The sequence below is a fragment of the Candidatus Binataceae bacterium genome (assembly GCA_036495685.1).
Lineage (GTDB): Bacteria > Desulfobacterota > Binatia > Binatales > Binataceae > JAFAHS01.
Window position 1 is genome coordinate 46,687 of the sequence record DASXMJ010000023.1, and the last position, 14,144, is coordinate 60,830.

General features: G+C 60.9%; 18 protein-coding genes. 5 read left to right on the forward strand and 13 right to left on the reverse strand.

Annotated features, from left to right (window positions below; translation table 11 throughout):
* Nucleotides 1–9: 9 nt before the first annotated feature.
* The 4 genes from nadD (at nucleotide 10) to VGI36_02450 (ending at nucleotide 2,291) form a co-directional block, all read left to right on the forward strand.
* Complete coding sequence (gene nadD, locus VGI36_02435; GenBank protein HEY2483972.1) at nucleotides 10–648, forward strand: nicotinate-nucleotide adenylyltransferase; 639 nt, start codon at nucleotides 10–12, stop codon at nucleotides 646–648.
* Between the two features lie 23 nt (nucleotides 649–671).
* Nucleotides 672–1,061 (forward strand): ribosome silencing factor, encoded by a 390-nt coding sequence (rsfS, locus tag VGI36_02440; protein HEY2483973.1) that lies wholly within the window; start codon nucleotides 672–674, stop codon nucleotides 1,059–1,061.
* Between the two features lie 62 nt (nucleotides 1,062–1,123).
* Complete coding sequence (locus tag VGI36_02445) at nucleotides 1,124–1,822, forward strand: DUF72 domain-containing protein (protein ID HEY2483974.1); 699 nt, start codon at nucleotides 1,124–1,126, stop codon at nucleotides 1,820–1,822.
* A gap of 118 nt (nucleotides 1,823–1,940) precedes the next feature.
* A complete protein-coding gene (locus VGI36_02450; protein ID HEY2483975.1) occupies nucleotides 1,941–2,291 on the forward strand; it encodes a DOPA 4,5-dioxygenase family protein in 351 nt (116 codons plus the stop codon).
* Nucleotides 2,292–2,432: 141 nt separating this feature from the next.
* On the opposite strand, the gene VGI36_02455 is transcribed toward VGI36_02450, so the two are convergent.
* The 13 genes from VGI36_02455 to VGI36_02515 all read right to left on the reverse strand — a co-directional run bounded on the left by VGI36_02455 (nucleotide 2,433) and on the right by VGI36_02515 (nucleotide 13,863).
* Nucleotides 2,433–3,245 (reverse strand): alpha/beta hydrolase, encoded by an 813-nt coding sequence (locus VGI36_02455; protein ID HEY2483976.1) that lies wholly within the window; start codon nucleotides 3,243–3,245, stop codon nucleotides 2,433–2,435.
* 148 nt (nucleotides 3,246–3,393) lie between these two features.
* Nucleotides 3,394–3,948, reverse strand: coding sequence for an AAA family ATPase (locus VGI36_02460; protein HEY2483977.1), 555 nt, complete (start codon nucleotides 3,946–3,948; stop codon nucleotides 3,394–3,396).
* A gap of 152 nt (nucleotides 3,949–4,100) precedes the next feature.
* Nucleotides 4,101–4,340, reverse strand: a complete 240-nt coding sequence (locus tag VGI36_02465) for a GlsB/YeaQ/YmgE family stress response membrane protein (protein ID HEY2483978.1) — start codon at nucleotides 4,338–4,340, stop codon at nucleotides 4,101–4,103.
* Nucleotides 4,341–4,361: 21 nt separating this feature from the next.
* Nucleotides 4,362–5,021, reverse strand: a complete 660-nt coding sequence (locus tag VGI36_02470) for a ferritin-like domain-containing protein (GenBank protein ID HEY2483979.1) — start codon at nucleotides 5,019–5,021, stop codon at nucleotides 4,362–4,364.
* Nucleotides 5,022–5,047: 26 nt separating this feature from the next.
* Nucleotides 5,048–5,167: a desulfoferrodoxin gene (locus VGI36_02475; protein HEY2483980.1), complete on the reverse strand. Its 120-nt coding sequence runs from the start codon at nucleotides 5,165–5,167 to the stop codon at nucleotides 5,048–5,050.
* Between the two features lie 33 nt (nucleotides 5,168–5,200).
* On the reverse strand, nucleotides 5,201–5,956 hold the full coding sequence (locus VGI36_02480; protein ID HEY2483981.1) for an enoyl-CoA hydratase-related protein: 756 nt from the start codon (nucleotides 5,954–5,956) through the stop codon (nucleotides 5,201–5,203).
* A 44-nt stretch (nucleotides 5,957–6,000) separates the two neighbouring features.
* Nucleotides 6,001–7,536, reverse strand: coding sequence for a long-chain-fatty-acid--CoA ligase (locus VGI36_02485; GenBank protein HEY2483982.1), 1,536 nt, complete (start codon nucleotides 7,534–7,536; stop codon nucleotides 6,001–6,003).
* A 9-nt stretch (nucleotides 7,537–7,545) separates the two neighbouring features.
* Nucleotides 7,546–8,352: an enoyl-CoA hydratase/isomerase family protein gene (locus VGI36_02490; GenBank protein ID HEY2483983.1), complete on the reverse strand. Its 807-nt coding sequence runs from the start codon at nucleotides 8,350–8,352 to the stop codon at nucleotides 7,546–7,548.
* Entirely contained in the window at nucleotides 8,349–9,458 is a 1,110-nt protein-coding gene (locus tag VGI36_02495; protein HEY2483984.1) for an acyl-CoA dehydrogenase family protein, read from the reverse strand. Before VGI36_02495 ends, VGI36_02490 begins: the two co-directional genes overlap by 4 nt.
* A 42-nt stretch (nucleotides 9,459–9,500) precedes the next feature.
* Complete coding sequence (locus VGI36_02500) at nucleotides 9,501–10,730, reverse strand: acyl-CoA dehydrogenase family protein (GenBank protein ID HEY2483985.1); 1,230 nt, start codon at nucleotides 10,728–10,730, stop codon at nucleotides 9,501–9,503.
* A 276-nt stretch (nucleotides 10,731–11,006) separates the two neighbouring features.
* Nucleotides 11,007–12,566: an amidohydrolase family protein gene (locus VGI36_02505; GenBank protein ID HEY2483986.1), complete on the reverse strand. Its 1,560-nt coding sequence runs from the start codon at nucleotides 12,564–12,566 to the stop codon at nucleotides 11,007–11,009.
* Nucleotides 12,567–12,622: 56 nt separating this feature from the next.
* Nucleotides 12,623–12,766: a hypothetical protein gene (locus VGI36_02510; protein HEY2483987.1), complete on the reverse strand. Its 144-nt coding sequence runs from the start codon at nucleotides 12,764–12,766 to the stop codon at nucleotides 12,623–12,625.
* 47 nt (nucleotides 12,767–12,813) lie between these two features.
* Entirely contained in the window at nucleotides 12,814–13,863 is a 1,050-nt protein-coding gene (locus VGI36_02515) for a glycine cleavage T C-terminal barrel domain-containing protein (protein HEY2483988.1), read from the reverse strand.
* 137 nt (nucleotides 13,864–14,000) lie between these two features.
* On the opposite strand from VGI36_02515, the gene VGI36_02520 reads away from it, so the two are divergent.
* A complete protein-coding gene (locus VGI36_02520) occupies nucleotides 14,001–14,138 on the forward strand; it encodes a hypothetical protein (protein ID HEY2483989.1) in 138 nt (45 codons plus the stop codon).
* Nucleotides 14,139–14,144 lie beyond the last annotated feature (6 nt).

A 14,144-nucleotide genomic window follows, 5' to 3' on the forward strand; every position in this document is an offset into this window, starting at 1 on the left:
TCCGCGGCAATGCGTGTAGGTCTGTTTGGGGGGAGCTTCAATCCAATCCACTTCGGCCATCTGCGATCGGCCGAAGAAGACCGCGAGGCTCTCAGTCTCGACCTGGTCTATTTCATTCCCGCCGCGTCGCCTCCGCACAAGGTCGAGGGCGATCTCGCGCCGGCGGAACATCGCCTTGCGATGGTGCGGCTTGCGACCAAGGGCAATCGCCACTTCATGGCATCGGATGTCGAGATTCGCCGCACCGGCCGCTCTTACACCATCGAAACCGTGAAGTACTTCCTCGCAACCCTCCGCCAGCCGGCGACGCTGTACCTGCTGATGGGCGCCGATCAATTTGCGGAACTCGAGACCTGGAAGGACTGCGGCGAGATCGTTTCGCTGTGTAACATCGCCGTGCATACCCGGTTACCGGAAGGTGAAAGCGGTCCGGCCAAGGTCTCGCTTGCCGCGCTGAACGGGTTTGGTTACAGTCAAAAAGAAGATCACTACGTGCACACGAGCGGGCACACGCTTTCGTTTATCGCAAGTTCGGTTATTCCTTACTCGGCTACTGCAATTCGCCGCAAAATTCAGCGCGGACAATCAATCAACTATCTCGTCCCGAGTGATGTCGCGGACTACATCCAACGACACGCGCTTTATTGATTAGAGGCACACCGAACCCAAGCGTGGATTCACGAGAGAAGGCACTCACCGCGGCTGAAGCGGCGCTGGAAAAGAAAGCCTACGACCTGGTCGTGCTCCAATCGGAGCATCTCTCAACCATCGCGGACTACTTCTTGATTGCGACTGGGCGGTCCGACGTGCAGGTGCAGGCGATCGCCCGCGGCATCGAAGAGCGGATGGTCAAGGACGGGATGCGCCCGCTCGCAGTCGAAGGCTTAAATCATGCACACTGGGTCGTGCTCGACTATGACGACGTCGTCGTGCACATCTTTTACGAGCCGGCCCGCGACTTTTACCGTCTCGAACGGACCTGGAGCGATGCGCGCCGCGTCGAGCTGCCCGCCCCGATCCAGGCTCAGGTCGAAGGCCTGCGCCTGCACGCGCTGGCGTGAATCGGGGCGTCGGTCCGTGCCCAGTCCGCGTAATCCGCCAATGTTCTGACCACAACCCTCGCATGGTTCGAATCGGGACATCGGGCTTCAGCTACAAGGAATGGTGCGGCACTTTTTACCCCGAAAAAATCGCGGGGCCGAAGATGCTCGCCTTCTATGCGGCGCGCTTCCCGACTGTCGAAATCAACTACACGTTCCGCGCGATGCCGCGCCGCCAGATGCTCGAAAAGTGGTGCGGCGAAACCCCCGAGAGTTTCCGCTTCTCGCTCAAAGCCTCGCAACGAATCACTCATATTGCCAAGCTCCGGAACGTGGAGCGCGAAATCGATTACTTCATTGAGACGGCTCAGGCGCTGGGTCAGCGCCTGGGACCCACGCTCGTTCAACTGCCACCCGGGTTCAGAAAGGACCTGGTAGTTCTCAAGGACTTCCTGTCTCTGCTGAATGACCGCATGAAGACGGCCTTCGAGTTCCGCAACAAGTCGTGGCTGAGCGACGATACTTTCGCCATGCTGCAAGAGGCGGGCTGCGCGCTGTGTATAGCCGAAACCGACCAGCTCGCAACCCCGGCGGTGCGAACAGCGCCCTACGCTTACATGCGCTTGCGCAAGGAGAACTACGCTGACGCGGACCTGGCGCGATGGGCTGAACAGATCAGGAAGCTGGCGAGTGAATGCACCGAAGTGGATGTATTTCTGAAGCACGCAACCGGCGCCCCGGCCTTGGTCGAAAAGCTGACCGCGATGGTTGGGTCGGTATGATATTTCCCCACGGGCAGCGTACTGCCTCGAAATTGGTGCCATTCCGAGGCGGAGCACGGGCGTGGCCTTGTGTTCAGCGCCCCCACCGATGCCAGGTAGTGAGTGACGTGGCTGCAAAATGATCGACAGCGGCAAAATCCACGACTACCACGCGCACGTCTATTACGATCCGCGAAAACGAGGCACCGCCTCTCGACTGCGCCGCGCGATCGAAAAGGCATTTCGGGTTGAAATGGGGCGCTGGCACGATCAACCCGTCGGCCCGCATCCGCGATCGATGTACCAGGTCAAGTTCGCCCGCGGCGAATTTCCGAAAATTGTCCCGTGGCTGATGCTGAATCGGGGCGGGCTTTCAGTTCTGGTCCATCCGAATACCGGCGATGCGTACCACGATCACGCGATCAACGCCCTCTGGCTCGGGAAGTCGCTACGCCTGCGTCTCGCCTGTCTTCGCCCGCGACGAAAGTGATTTAGGCGGCGTTCTCAGTATCGTCAGCTGTGCGCTCGGCAGTACAGGAAATTACTTTAGGCGATTGCGCTAGTAGAAGGTCGTGAACTACCGCGTCAAGTGTTGGCGCGTTCGCATCCCAACTGAGCGCCGCAATTTGGTTCACCTCCGTGCGAGGTGGGTTTTTGTGTGCGCGCGAATGCGAGCTGCTAGCAAGTCTGGGATCTCGACCTGTGGAAAATGTTTGCACGGCAGGCTCTCGACGTTGAGGTTGGCCCTGCGTGCGACCTCAGCATTCGTAGCCACAATCCAACTATCCCAAAGACCGCCTACGGACCAAGAAATCGGCCGATATCCTAGTTCCTCCGAGGTGTATCTGTGATCGGCGAGTCCCTCCCACAAATAGTGTCGGACCCAAGTCACGTAATTCTTCTCGAGGCGCAGATGATAGTCTTGACCAATCGCATCCCAAGCTCGCGCGTCGCTGTTAGCCTGATTCCGGAATAGGCCCTTACAACTGTTCACTATCGCTGTGTCATCGAGGTCGTTGAGTGCGAACAAGGTTGCCGTGGCATCGGGCGGAACGGAGTCTCTAAGCAGGGCCGCCTCATGCACGATAGCATTGCGCACTATTTCGGGATGTCGCGCTACCAGACTTAGCGCAGCCAAGCCCGCTGAGCTGCAGCCATAGAATGCTGCAGGTGCGAGGTTGAGCGACGACATCAGTGCGGCGATTTGGCCGGCAAGCATAGTCGCCGTTACCTTCCCAAACTCCGATGGTGGACCGGATCGGGAGAAGCCCGGCATATCGAAGGTGAGTATTGTGAATTCATCTGACAGAACATCCGCGACGGTCTGAAAGCTTGCACTGTCGCCCTCGCCGGACGGCATCAAAACCACCGACGGACCGTCACCTCGCAGTTCGCAATACCAATCGATCTCGGACGCATCGTGGTGAAAGATTCTGGCTTTCATGAGATTTGACTTAGTGAGGGAAGGAAACTCTGTCCCACGGCGCTTGCAGGGGTCGATGTTGCTGGTAACTGTTGGCTCGCTGGTCTTTCTGCAGGCGTCTGTGCGTTTCATCGCGGGGGTCCCGCCGCCGGTAACGTTACCATGCTCTTCAGGATTGCCCCCCAACCTGCGCGAGGACGAAATCAACTCTTTCGCAGACCGGCAATCTCGGAATTTCGATCAGCTCATACCCGCACCTTAGGTAGACCTCCAGTGCCAATGGGTACTGCGCCAGCGCATCTTCAAAGCTGTGCCGTCGTTCCTCGTCCTGCTTGAAGATTTCTGGCCACGGGGGCGTGACGAACACCTTCCTCGCGTAGCGGTAGATTCGTGCGGCCGCACGATGATGCTCCAGAGTGCGGACATTCAGCAATCGCGACCATCCGATTGCTTCTGGAATGCCACGATCAAAAAATACCGGATTGGTTCGCTCCACCACCTCTTCGAAGACGTCCATGTCCCGCGCCAGCAGAAGCTCTCTGAATTTGACCTGATCCTGCCACGGGGTCGCATCGCCTCCGATACGAAGCTGTTGCCGGACGATCCGGCGTCCCACCTCGTCGATGCATAGAAATCCACGCCTGCGCAAGGCATCGATGAGGGTGGACTTTCCACCGCCCGAGCATCCGGTGATCACGTAGAAGTTACTTCGTTCCAGAGTCATAAAATTTTCCCAGTCGACGCTCCTCCCAAGCCCGGGAGAAGCCGCTGCCGTTGGTCGCGTGCAAGAGGCGAGACCAGTTTCACGCGCCAGAAAAGGCGCGCGACCACAGACTCGCCAGGCTCACGAGCGAACCGCAGAAGGAAAACGTACGCTCAGACGCGGCGCACCAGGTGGGTAATCCAGACCAGGATGACGGCACCAATCGTCGCTACCACCAGGGAACCGATCATCCCCTCGGGCCCTGCCACTCTCAGTTGCGCGAAGATCCATCCCCCGATGATTCCGCCGATGAGGCCGAGGATCAGGTCCCCAATCAACCCGTAGCCGGCGCCCTGCATCAGCTTCCCCGCAAGCCAGCCGGCAAGAATTCCGATTATGATTGTCCCGATCATGAGGTTTCCCGCGTCTGCGCGCTAGCAACCGGGCGCATGATGCACGCCCGTGCGCTGGAACGCCAGCGTCTGTAATTCCTCGGCCAGGGTCAGCGTGCGTGCGTGGGCCGCACGCGCCATCTGCTGGGACTCCTCGTCGACGGCCAGACGTGCCAGAAAGTGCCGACCCAGCTGATGATGATGTTGCTCGTCGGGCTGGATCACGCCGCGATACAGCAAGGAGGTTGCGATGTCTCCCGCCCGCTCGCAGAGCTCGATGAACTGCACGTTCTTGACCAGCGCGATAGCTTCGCGCGTGAACTGCCCTGCGGCAACGCGCTCCACGTCGTTCTCCAAGGTGCTCAGAAACTTGAACAGGGGGCTGTATCCCTGGGCGAGAGGGTCGAATCCCTCGAGGTCGTCGCCCAGACTGTGGAGTCGCTCGACGATTAGTCGGTAGTGGCGGGCCTCGTCGCCGGCCTGCCGAGCGAGCGCGAGCTTCAGCTCCGCGCCGCGCGCTGAGGGCATCCACAATGCGGCAATCTCACTCGCTTCGAGTTCGTTTTTCAGCGCAACTCGCAGCAGATTGCGCGGACTCAAGTCACCGCGCGCTTCCACCCCGAGCGCCTGAGCGGGAGCCAGTCGTTTCAAGATTGATTCGTTTTCGGACGCGAGTTCCGCGATAAAAGCTACAGCGTCCATGGTTTGCAGACCCTACACTCGCGCGCCTACTTCTTCTGTTCCATCGGTACGCCGCAGCACTTGAGCGCGCCGGTCCCACCCTTGGTGACAATTACCTGCGATCCGCATTTGCCGCAGATATAAACCTTACCCAGCTGATTGGCCATCTCCCAGTCCGTTCCTCTTGTGAAATTGATTGCTCACGCGCCGCGGAACAGCGGCTTGCGCTTCTCCAGAAACGCACGCACTCCCTCGGCGCGATCGGCAGTCGTTTGTAGCAAGGCGTAGAGATCTTCCTCAAGCCTGACGCCCTGCTCCAATGTCATATCATACCCTTTTATCACCGCATCTTTGACCAGTCGCGCGGCCAGCGGCGCGCGGCTCAAGATCGCCTCGACAACCGCACCCCCGGTGCGAGCCAGATCGCGCTCATTTTTCGCAAGATAGGCTACCAGTCCGATTCGATGCGCCTCGGTTCCATCGATAGCCGCGCCGGTGAGGATCATGCGCAGTGCGTGCGCCGGTCCCACCAGCCTGGGAAGCCGCTGGGTTCCGCCGAACCGCGGCAAACCGCCCCGCCCTGCCTGGGTGAGTGCGAATCGCGCGGATGCCAGCGCGACGCGGATGTCGGCGGCCATCGCCAATTCCAGCCCTTCGTCGGTGGCGTCTCCATTGACGATCGCGACGGTGGGCTTCGAGATCGCTGCGAGCGACTCGACCAGTGCAGGGTTCACCTCCGGGGCGAATCCGCTGCAGAAAGCTTTGCCGGTGCCGGTGATCGCGAGCATCCGCGCGGAATCATCATCTTCGACTTCTTCGAAGAGTTCGATGAGCCGCGCCGCCGCTTCCGCGCCGAGTTTCGCGCTCCGCGCCAAACCGACCAGCCGCGCGGTAACACATCCTCCTGCGGCGCTGATCTCGATGGGCCGCCGAGCCTCCGGGTGATGTCCCTGCAAGGCATGCGCGGTTTTTGAGCGAGCGCGCGGCGTGCCGGTCTCTCCTATTCCGCCCTCAGGTCCTTGCGCAGAATTTTACCCAGCTGGTTCTTGGGTAGCGCGTCGAGAAACGCTATCTTCTCGGGCCGCTTGAAGCTGGCCAGTCGCGACCTGCAGAACTCGGTCAATTCCGGTTCGCTGGCACTGGCGCCTTTGCGCAACACCACAAATGCTTTCACGGTCTGGCCCCACTCCTCCGACGGAACTCCCACAACCGCGACCTCATCGACTGCAGGATGGCTCATCAGGACGGTTTCGATTTCTGCCGGAGCGATGTTCTCGCCGCCGCGAATGATCATGTCGTCCTTGCGCCCGGCGAAGAACACATACCCATCTTCGTCCAGCCATCCCAGGTCTCCGGTCGCACGCCAACCGTCAGGCAGCGCGGCGTCATCGGCCCGGCCCGCGTATCCCTTCATGATCCGCGGTGTGCGAATGATTATTTCACCGACCTGTCCGGCGGGAAGCACCTTGCCCTCCTCGTCGCGGACCCTCACTTCGACGTCGGGTAAGGGTTTGCCGATCGAGTTGAGGCGCTTGAGCTTGAGCTCGACCTCCGCGGGGGAACCCTCGAGACGATGGTCATCCGGACCCAGCACCGTAAGTGACGACGTGGTCTCGGTCTGCCCGTATGCGTTTACGAATCCCACCGTCTTCGGAAATGCATCGATCGCGCGCCGGATAACCTGGATCGGCATCGCAGCGCCGCCGTAAGCCAGGTTTGTCAGGGTAGATAAATCGGTCTTCGAGAAGGACGGCTCATCGAGCAGCTGTTTCATCATGGTGGGGACCACGAAAGCGTGCGTCACCTTCTCGGCCGCAACCAGCTCGAGCCAGGTTTTGGCATCGAATTGCTGCATCACGATCATTTTGCGACCCGTCCAAATATTGGTCATGTACGCGGTGGTTCCGGCGATGTGGTAAAACGGCACGCACACCAGTGCGATCCCCCGGTCGCTCCCATCGGCCATCTCCACGTTCGCGGTGACATAGGCAGTGAAGTCGCGGAACGAAAGCATGACGCCCTTGGGCAGCGAGGTGGTGCCGCTGGTGTACATCAAGATGGAGGTATCTTCGTCTTCCACCTCGGCCTCGGTCTCGTCGGGCTCCGCTTTCGCTGTCAAATCGCCCAGCCGCGGGATTCCGCCCCTGCCCTCGCCGATCGCGAGCAAGGAGTGCACCTTCAAGCGAGGGCGCATCCGCTCGATCAAATCGAAATAGCGATCGCCGACCAGCAGCACACGTGTTTCGGCGGCGTTGATCATGTACTCGAGCTCATTTTCCTTGGCGCGGTAGTTGAGCGGAAGGAATGTCAGTCCCGCCTTCGCCGCCGCATAGTAGCTGGCGACGTAACAATCGGAGTTGGTATCAAGCGTGGCGACCACATCGTGGCTCTTCAGTCCGGCCTGCTTGAAAACGGCTGCCAGACGCGCGACCTGATCGGCGAGCTGCGCATAGTTCAGCCGTTGCCTCCCAAAAACCAGAATCTCCTGATCCGGCACAATGCTGGACGGGATGGTTACGAAATTGACAGTGTTCAAGGAGCCTGTTTACCTCCTGGGTGCCCCGGGCCTTCTTGGGTGCCGGAGCCCGCGCGTCCCGCGGTCGTGACGATGCTCATGCCCGCTCAGCATCAAGAGGCGATAGGCGAGACGCCGTTCCAAGGAAAGCCCTTCTCCGAGTGGCAACTCGAGCCCGCCCCACACCGCAAGCTTGATCAGCGCGGTATTTTCGCGGGGCAGTTGGGCGAACCAATGAGCCAGTTCCAGCGCGCGGCTCTCGAGCTTCGCCACCGAGACGACTTCGGCGACCAAACCTATAAGCAATGCGTCTTGCGCGTCAATCCAGCGGCCCGAAACCGCCAGGTCCAGCGCGCGGCCGAGCCCAAGGCGGCGTGAGGCCGTCTGGGTGCCGGCGACACCGGGGATCATTCCGACCCCGGTCTCGGGCAGGCAAATCCGGGTATCTTCCGCGGCGATCGCGATGTCACACAGCAGCGCCATCTCAAGTCCGCCGCCCACGGTGAACCCGTGAACCGCCGCTATGGTTGCGACCGGTAGCGCTTTCAGTCGACCCCACACGTCGCGGCGGAAGCGAACCCAGCGCGCGACCACCGGCGACGGCGCCGTGCCGAACTCGTGCAAATCACCCCCGGTCGAGAATGCCGGGCCGGCGCCGGTCAGTACCATCGCGCGGACTTCGACGTCATCATGTACCGCGCTCAAAGCACCGAACAGAGCATCGCGCATGGCGACGTTGTAGGCGTTCAGCTGGTCGGGCCGATTCAGCGTCACCCACGCGACGGCGCCGCGTTTTTCGTAGAGGACCGCGTCAGGCCGGTCCACGCTCTCGCTCATAGTTCCAGAATGTTCGCCAGCTGCAGGCGATGCTCGCTCGGATCGCCGAACAGTATCGAGCTTGCGCGCGCACGTTTGAAATACAGATGCGCGGGATGCTCCCAGGTAAAGCCCATGCCTCCGTGAATCTGGATATTCTCGGCCGCGGCGTGAAAGTACGATTCTGAACAATACGACTTGGCCAGGTGCGCAGCTTCAAACCCATCTTCGCCGTCGGCTATAGCGAACGCGGCGTGATAGGCGGCGGAACGTGCGAACTCCGTTTCCACCAACATATCGGCGCATTTGTGCTTGATCGCCTGAAACGAGCCGATCGGCCGGCCGAACTGCAGACGGGTCTTCGCGTACTCGGTCGACATTTCAAGGCAGCGCTGCGCGCCGCCTACTTGCTCGGCTGCCAGCATCGTCACGCCAAGCGCCATCACCTGTTTGAGCGCTCCGGTGGCCTCGCCCGCCGAAATGCGCGTTGCGGGGGTGCTCGAGAAATTCAGTCGCGCCATCTTGCGGGTCAAATCGAGCGTCGGCAGCGCGTGCCGCTCCAACCCCGACGCGTTCGCTTCGACCTGAAACAATGCCAAGCCGTCGTCGGCCTTGGCCGCGACGATCAACGCATCCGCGAGGTGCCCGTCTAGAACGTAGTCCTTCACTCCGCTCAGCTTCCACTCGGACCCCACGCGGGTGGCACGCATCGCGACGGAGGCGAGATCCCATTTCCCGGCCGCTTCGGTCACCGCGACGGTCGCGATCGACTTGCCCGATGCGATGGCGGGCAGGAGTTTCCTTTGCGCCGCTTCATCGGCACCGTGTAGTAGAGCGCCCGTTGCCAGGACCGCACTTGCCAGATAGGGTCCGCAGAACAACACCCGTCCCATCTCCTCCATCGCGATCGCCAGCTCGACCGGGCCCAGGCCCGCACCGCCATGGCGCTCCGGCACCATCAGGCCAAGCAGCGACAATTCCGATGCCATGCGTTCCCAGGTCCTGCGATCGTAGCCCGGCTCGGTCTCCATCAGGGTGCGGACCGTTGCCTCAGACGATTCGTTCTCCATGAATCGGCGCACCGTCTGCCGAAGTTCCTCGTGCTCGTGCGTGAAAGCGAAATCCATTGTGGTCCTCTTGAGGTCCGTGACGACGATCGACGTTGAGGCTCAGGCGCTGCGCGGAATCTGTTTCCACGGAACGTCCTTGTCGGAGCGCGGTTCGCCGGGCAAACCCAGCACGCGCTCGCCAAGGATGTTGCGCATGACTTCGGAGGTCCCGCCTTCAATCGAGTTGGCGCGCGCCCGCAGGAACTGGTACTTGGTCAGCGAGTTACGCCCTTCGCGCGCGCGCGAGGTGGGCCGGCGCCGTTTATAGCCGGGCTCGTATATCAGCGAGTCGGCTCCCATCACGTCCATCGCGCATTCCCAGATGCGCTTGTTGAGCTCAGCCTGGGCAAGTTTGACGACCGAGCCCTCCGGCCCTGGGTTGCCCGCTTTGCGCGCGGCCTTCCCGCGCTGGGTGGTCATCCGTAACAGTTCGGCTTCGATGTACAGCTTGGTAATTCGATCGCGCAGTAAAATTTCCGCGTCCGGCGAGAACTGTCCCTGTTCGCGTGACTTCCACAAATTTATCAATACGCCGATCGAGCCGGCGCCGCGGCGGGTCGGGCCGCCGCCGCCAATCGCGGTTCGTTCGTTCATCAGGGTGGTGATAGCTACCTTCCATCCTTCGCCTTCACGGCCCATCAGCCGATCCGCCGGAATCTTCACGTCGGTGAGAAACACTTCGTTGAACTCGGCTTCTCCGGTTATTTGATGGAGCGGCCGCACCTCGACGCCGGGACTTTGCATATCGAGCAGGAAGTACGACATCCCCGCGTGCTTGGGAGCATCGGGATTGGTGCGCGCCAGCAACATGCCCCATTTCGAGACGTGGGCGAGGCTGGTCCAAACCTTCTGGCCATTCACCGTCCAGTAGTCACCCTCGCGGGTCGCGCGAGTCGCCAGCCCCGCGACGTCGGAACCCGAGCCGGGCTCGCTGAAAAGCTGGCACCAGATGTCTTCGCCGGTGAAGATGCGGCGCAGGAGTGTTTTCCTCATCCAATCGGTACCGTGGGTGAGCACAGTCGGCGCGCCCATCCCAATGCCGATCGCGTTGATCATCATGTCATCGTAGTGGGTCTTGGCGTGCTTGCTGAGCTCGTCAGCAATGACGGCCTGCATGCCCGGGCTGACTCCCAAACCTCCGAATCCCTCGGGAAAATGGACCCACGCCAGACCGTAATCGTACAGCTTGCCGCGGAAGGTAAATTGGTCGACCTTGTCGGGATGCGCCTCTTCCAGAAGCGCGCGTACCCGCTTGCGCAAATCCTCTTCGCTGATCTCACGCTGGGCCATCGATGTCCCACTCCTTACGAGCAGATCCCATTTTCATATCACAGTTGCACCCTGGCAGTAGACACTCGGAAGACCCGGGCACCCCTTTCCGCAGCAGCCGTATTGGTCGTGGCGCGAGCATCAAAGGCTGCTTTGAGTGGCGCAGTCGCGCGCGGTTTTTACTGGTTCCAGACCGCCGTGGTCCAGTGAACCTCAAGCGTGCTGCTTGCGATCTCAGGCCTCCGAGAGCCGCACTGGGAGTGCAAGGACGATGGAATAAGGAACGCGGCGAACTTCTCAAACTGAATGCAGCTCGGCACTGTCGCTGTAAGCAACTGCCGGCCGGCCGCGCTCGTACACCACGCGCCCGCCGATCAACGTCATATCCACCGGCAGGCTGAGGAGTTCGTCGGGGTTCAGGGTCGCGGGGCTTCGCGGCAGTACGATGAGGTCGGCCAGCTTGTCCGATGCGATTTCGCCGGCATCGATACGCGCAAGGCGCGCCGCATCGCGTGTGAACATCGCAAAGGCTTCACTCGATTCCAGACATTCCTCGGGTGCGAGTACCTGCCCGTCTACCGTCGACCGCGAAATGGCCGCCGCGATTGCCGCCAGCGGTCGCGCGGGTGTTACCGGTGCATCGGTTGCCCCGACCAGCTCAATTCCGGCCGCCAGCAGGCTGCGCGCCCGATAGAGATGCGGAACTAGACCGGGCTCTTCGAGGTACTTGGGCCCGCGAAAATGCAGAAACCCCGGGTTGCTGACTACCCAGGCACCGCTAGCCGCGATTCTCGCGATCAGGTCCGGCGAGATCGTGCCGCCGTGTTCGATGCGGCAGAGGGGAAGCGGCTTGTCGCTCGCAAACTGCCGACGGGCGACTTCGATCGCATCGAGCGCCTGCTCGAGTTCCTCTATTTCGGTGGTGTGATAGGCGCAATCTAGGCCGTTTCCTAGTCCAATCCGGGTGCACCGCGCCATCCCACCCTCGTTGCCGCCGCGGGCGGGCATGAACTTGAGTGCAGCAATCCGAATGCGTCCCGCCCGGGCGCGTTCCAGGGCCTGGGGCAATGCATCGAGGTACGGTGCTCCGAGCATCACGCCCACCCGCTGGCTTATCGCTCCGCAACTGGTCAGTTTGGCGAACAGCGCGATCTCCGCTGGTCCATTGCGAACGGTTGCATCGGTGAATGCAGTCACTCCGGCAGCCGCCAGTTCACGGCTCATCACCCCGGCGCGAGATTCAATTTCCGCGGGGGTGACGCGCGGCATTTGCGCGCCGAGCCATTCCTCCATCCCAACGAAGAGGCCAGTTAGGCGTCCGGTCGCATCGCGATGCATTTGCGCGCCGTCCGGCGGCCGAAACTTGGGGTTTTCCAGGCCGAGCTGATTGATCGCACGCGTGTTCAGCCACGAACCATGAAGCGTCTGATGACGCAGCCGCAACGGATTTTTGGGTACCGATTGGTCAAGCTCGTCTCGGGTGGGACCACGCTTTTCGGCGAGCATCGTCTCATCGCAGCCAAAGGCCCTTAGCCAATTACCCGGGGGTGTCTTACCCGCGGCGGCGCGCAAATCAGCGAGCAAATCACCGAGGGTGCGGCAGCGCCAGACCGAGATGCCCGTTTTCACCGCGGCGGCCTCGAGAAAATGTATGTGCGAATCAATAAACCCGGGGGCAACCGTTCGCCCCGCAAGCTTCACCAGGTGGGTTCGCGGACCAACGCACGCTTTGAGGCGGGCAAAGGGTCCATAGTCGACGATCCGTCCGGCAGCAATCGCGACCGAATCACTGCCGGGCCGGCCAACGACCTCCCCCTCGTGAAGAACCAAATCGGCTTTGACCGCTTGATTGACCAACGTTGATTCGCCCGCCCGAAGCGGCGGCAAAATCTCGCCCCGCGCGGGGCTCGTCATCAGTCCGAGGAAGGCAGCGGCTTTGCTTCCTTGATCTTCATATCGCCTTCACAACACTCCAGTGCACCGGGACCCGCCTTGTTGCAGAGCACCTCGGTGCCGCAGTTTTCGCACAGGTAACGTTTGCCAAGCATGTTTGCCATTTCTCGTATCTCTCCTTAGCGCTGCAGTCCGTAACAACTCGACTGCTTTACTTTAAACCTTGCGGAAATGGAATGTCGGAGACCTCGGCTTCGAGCTCTCCTGCGATATCGGCGATCGTGAGTCGGGTCCCTGGCTTCCAGACGCTGTGATTCAGAATCGCAAGACCTATGACGCCCAGTCGCGGAGAAACCTCGACACTGCTCAGCCGGCCCACTTCCTTGCCCTCGAACCGCGCCGATACATTCAGCGCCGGCACGCGTTCGCCCTCGATGACGAGGCCATAGAGCTTTTTTTTGATACCGCCTCGTGCGGTCGCACGCTCGATAGTTTCCTGGCCGACGTAACATCCCTTGTCGACTGAGATGGCGCGGTTGAGCCGCGCCTCCAAAGCGATGGTCTTGTCTGTGGAGTCAACTCCAACCCTCACGATACCGTTTTCGACCCGCACGATCTCAATGGCATCGGTCCTGATCCGCCGGAAATCCGCTCCCAGAGACTCGATCGACGAGAGGACATCCGCAACCCTTTGGCGCGGCGCCAGTATCGTCCCGGCGGAGGCCCCGAATCGTGGCAGGTTGCCAATCGATATCTCACCCGTGCGTGTCCATCTCCATTTTTCCGGCACAACCACATCCTTGGTAGTAGCCCGGATGGCCTCGGCAGCCCGCGGCCCCTCTACATCGACAACCACCAAATCGGGGCAGTCCTCGAATTCCACATCATCGGCCACCAGCAGCTTCTCCAGATGCTCGCGGGTCTGGCTCCAAGCCGCTTGGTCGATTTCAATCAGAATGGACGCGTCGTCGATCCACGCGAAAAACTCTGCGATCAGGTGCGCATGTTCGGTGAGGAACAGCGCCGGAACGATGGCGCCAGAGCGAGCATTTTTGATGTCGTTGCTGCACATCCCGTGAAGGAACGACACCCGATCATCACCAAACACGCGAATGAGCTTGCGCTCGAAGAGCGCACATACCCCTGCACCGCGCTGAAGTACGTCGTAGTCAGCGAGTACCTGCGCACGGTTCGCAGAAGCTGGGGCTAAGGTTCTGGTCGTTTCCTGGGTGTTTTGCACGGTTCCAGAGTGCTGCGCCAATGGTACATTTTACTAGCCGGAAGGGATGCTCGCCACCCTGCGACCGGCGAGCTCGGATTGCAGCCGGTTCATGGTTGGCAGCGCTCCGCTGATGGCGGTCAATGGGATATGATTTAGATGGAGGGAGCCAAACATCCATGGGCCCGTTCTTGTTGGGATTGATAATCGGATTTGGCGGCGCGCTTGCACTGTTCATTTACAACGAAGGCGACTTGTTCCTGAAGCTTTCGCAACAGATTAAGCAAGCCGCTCAGCGCTTCAAGCAGTCGTCGTGAGGCAAA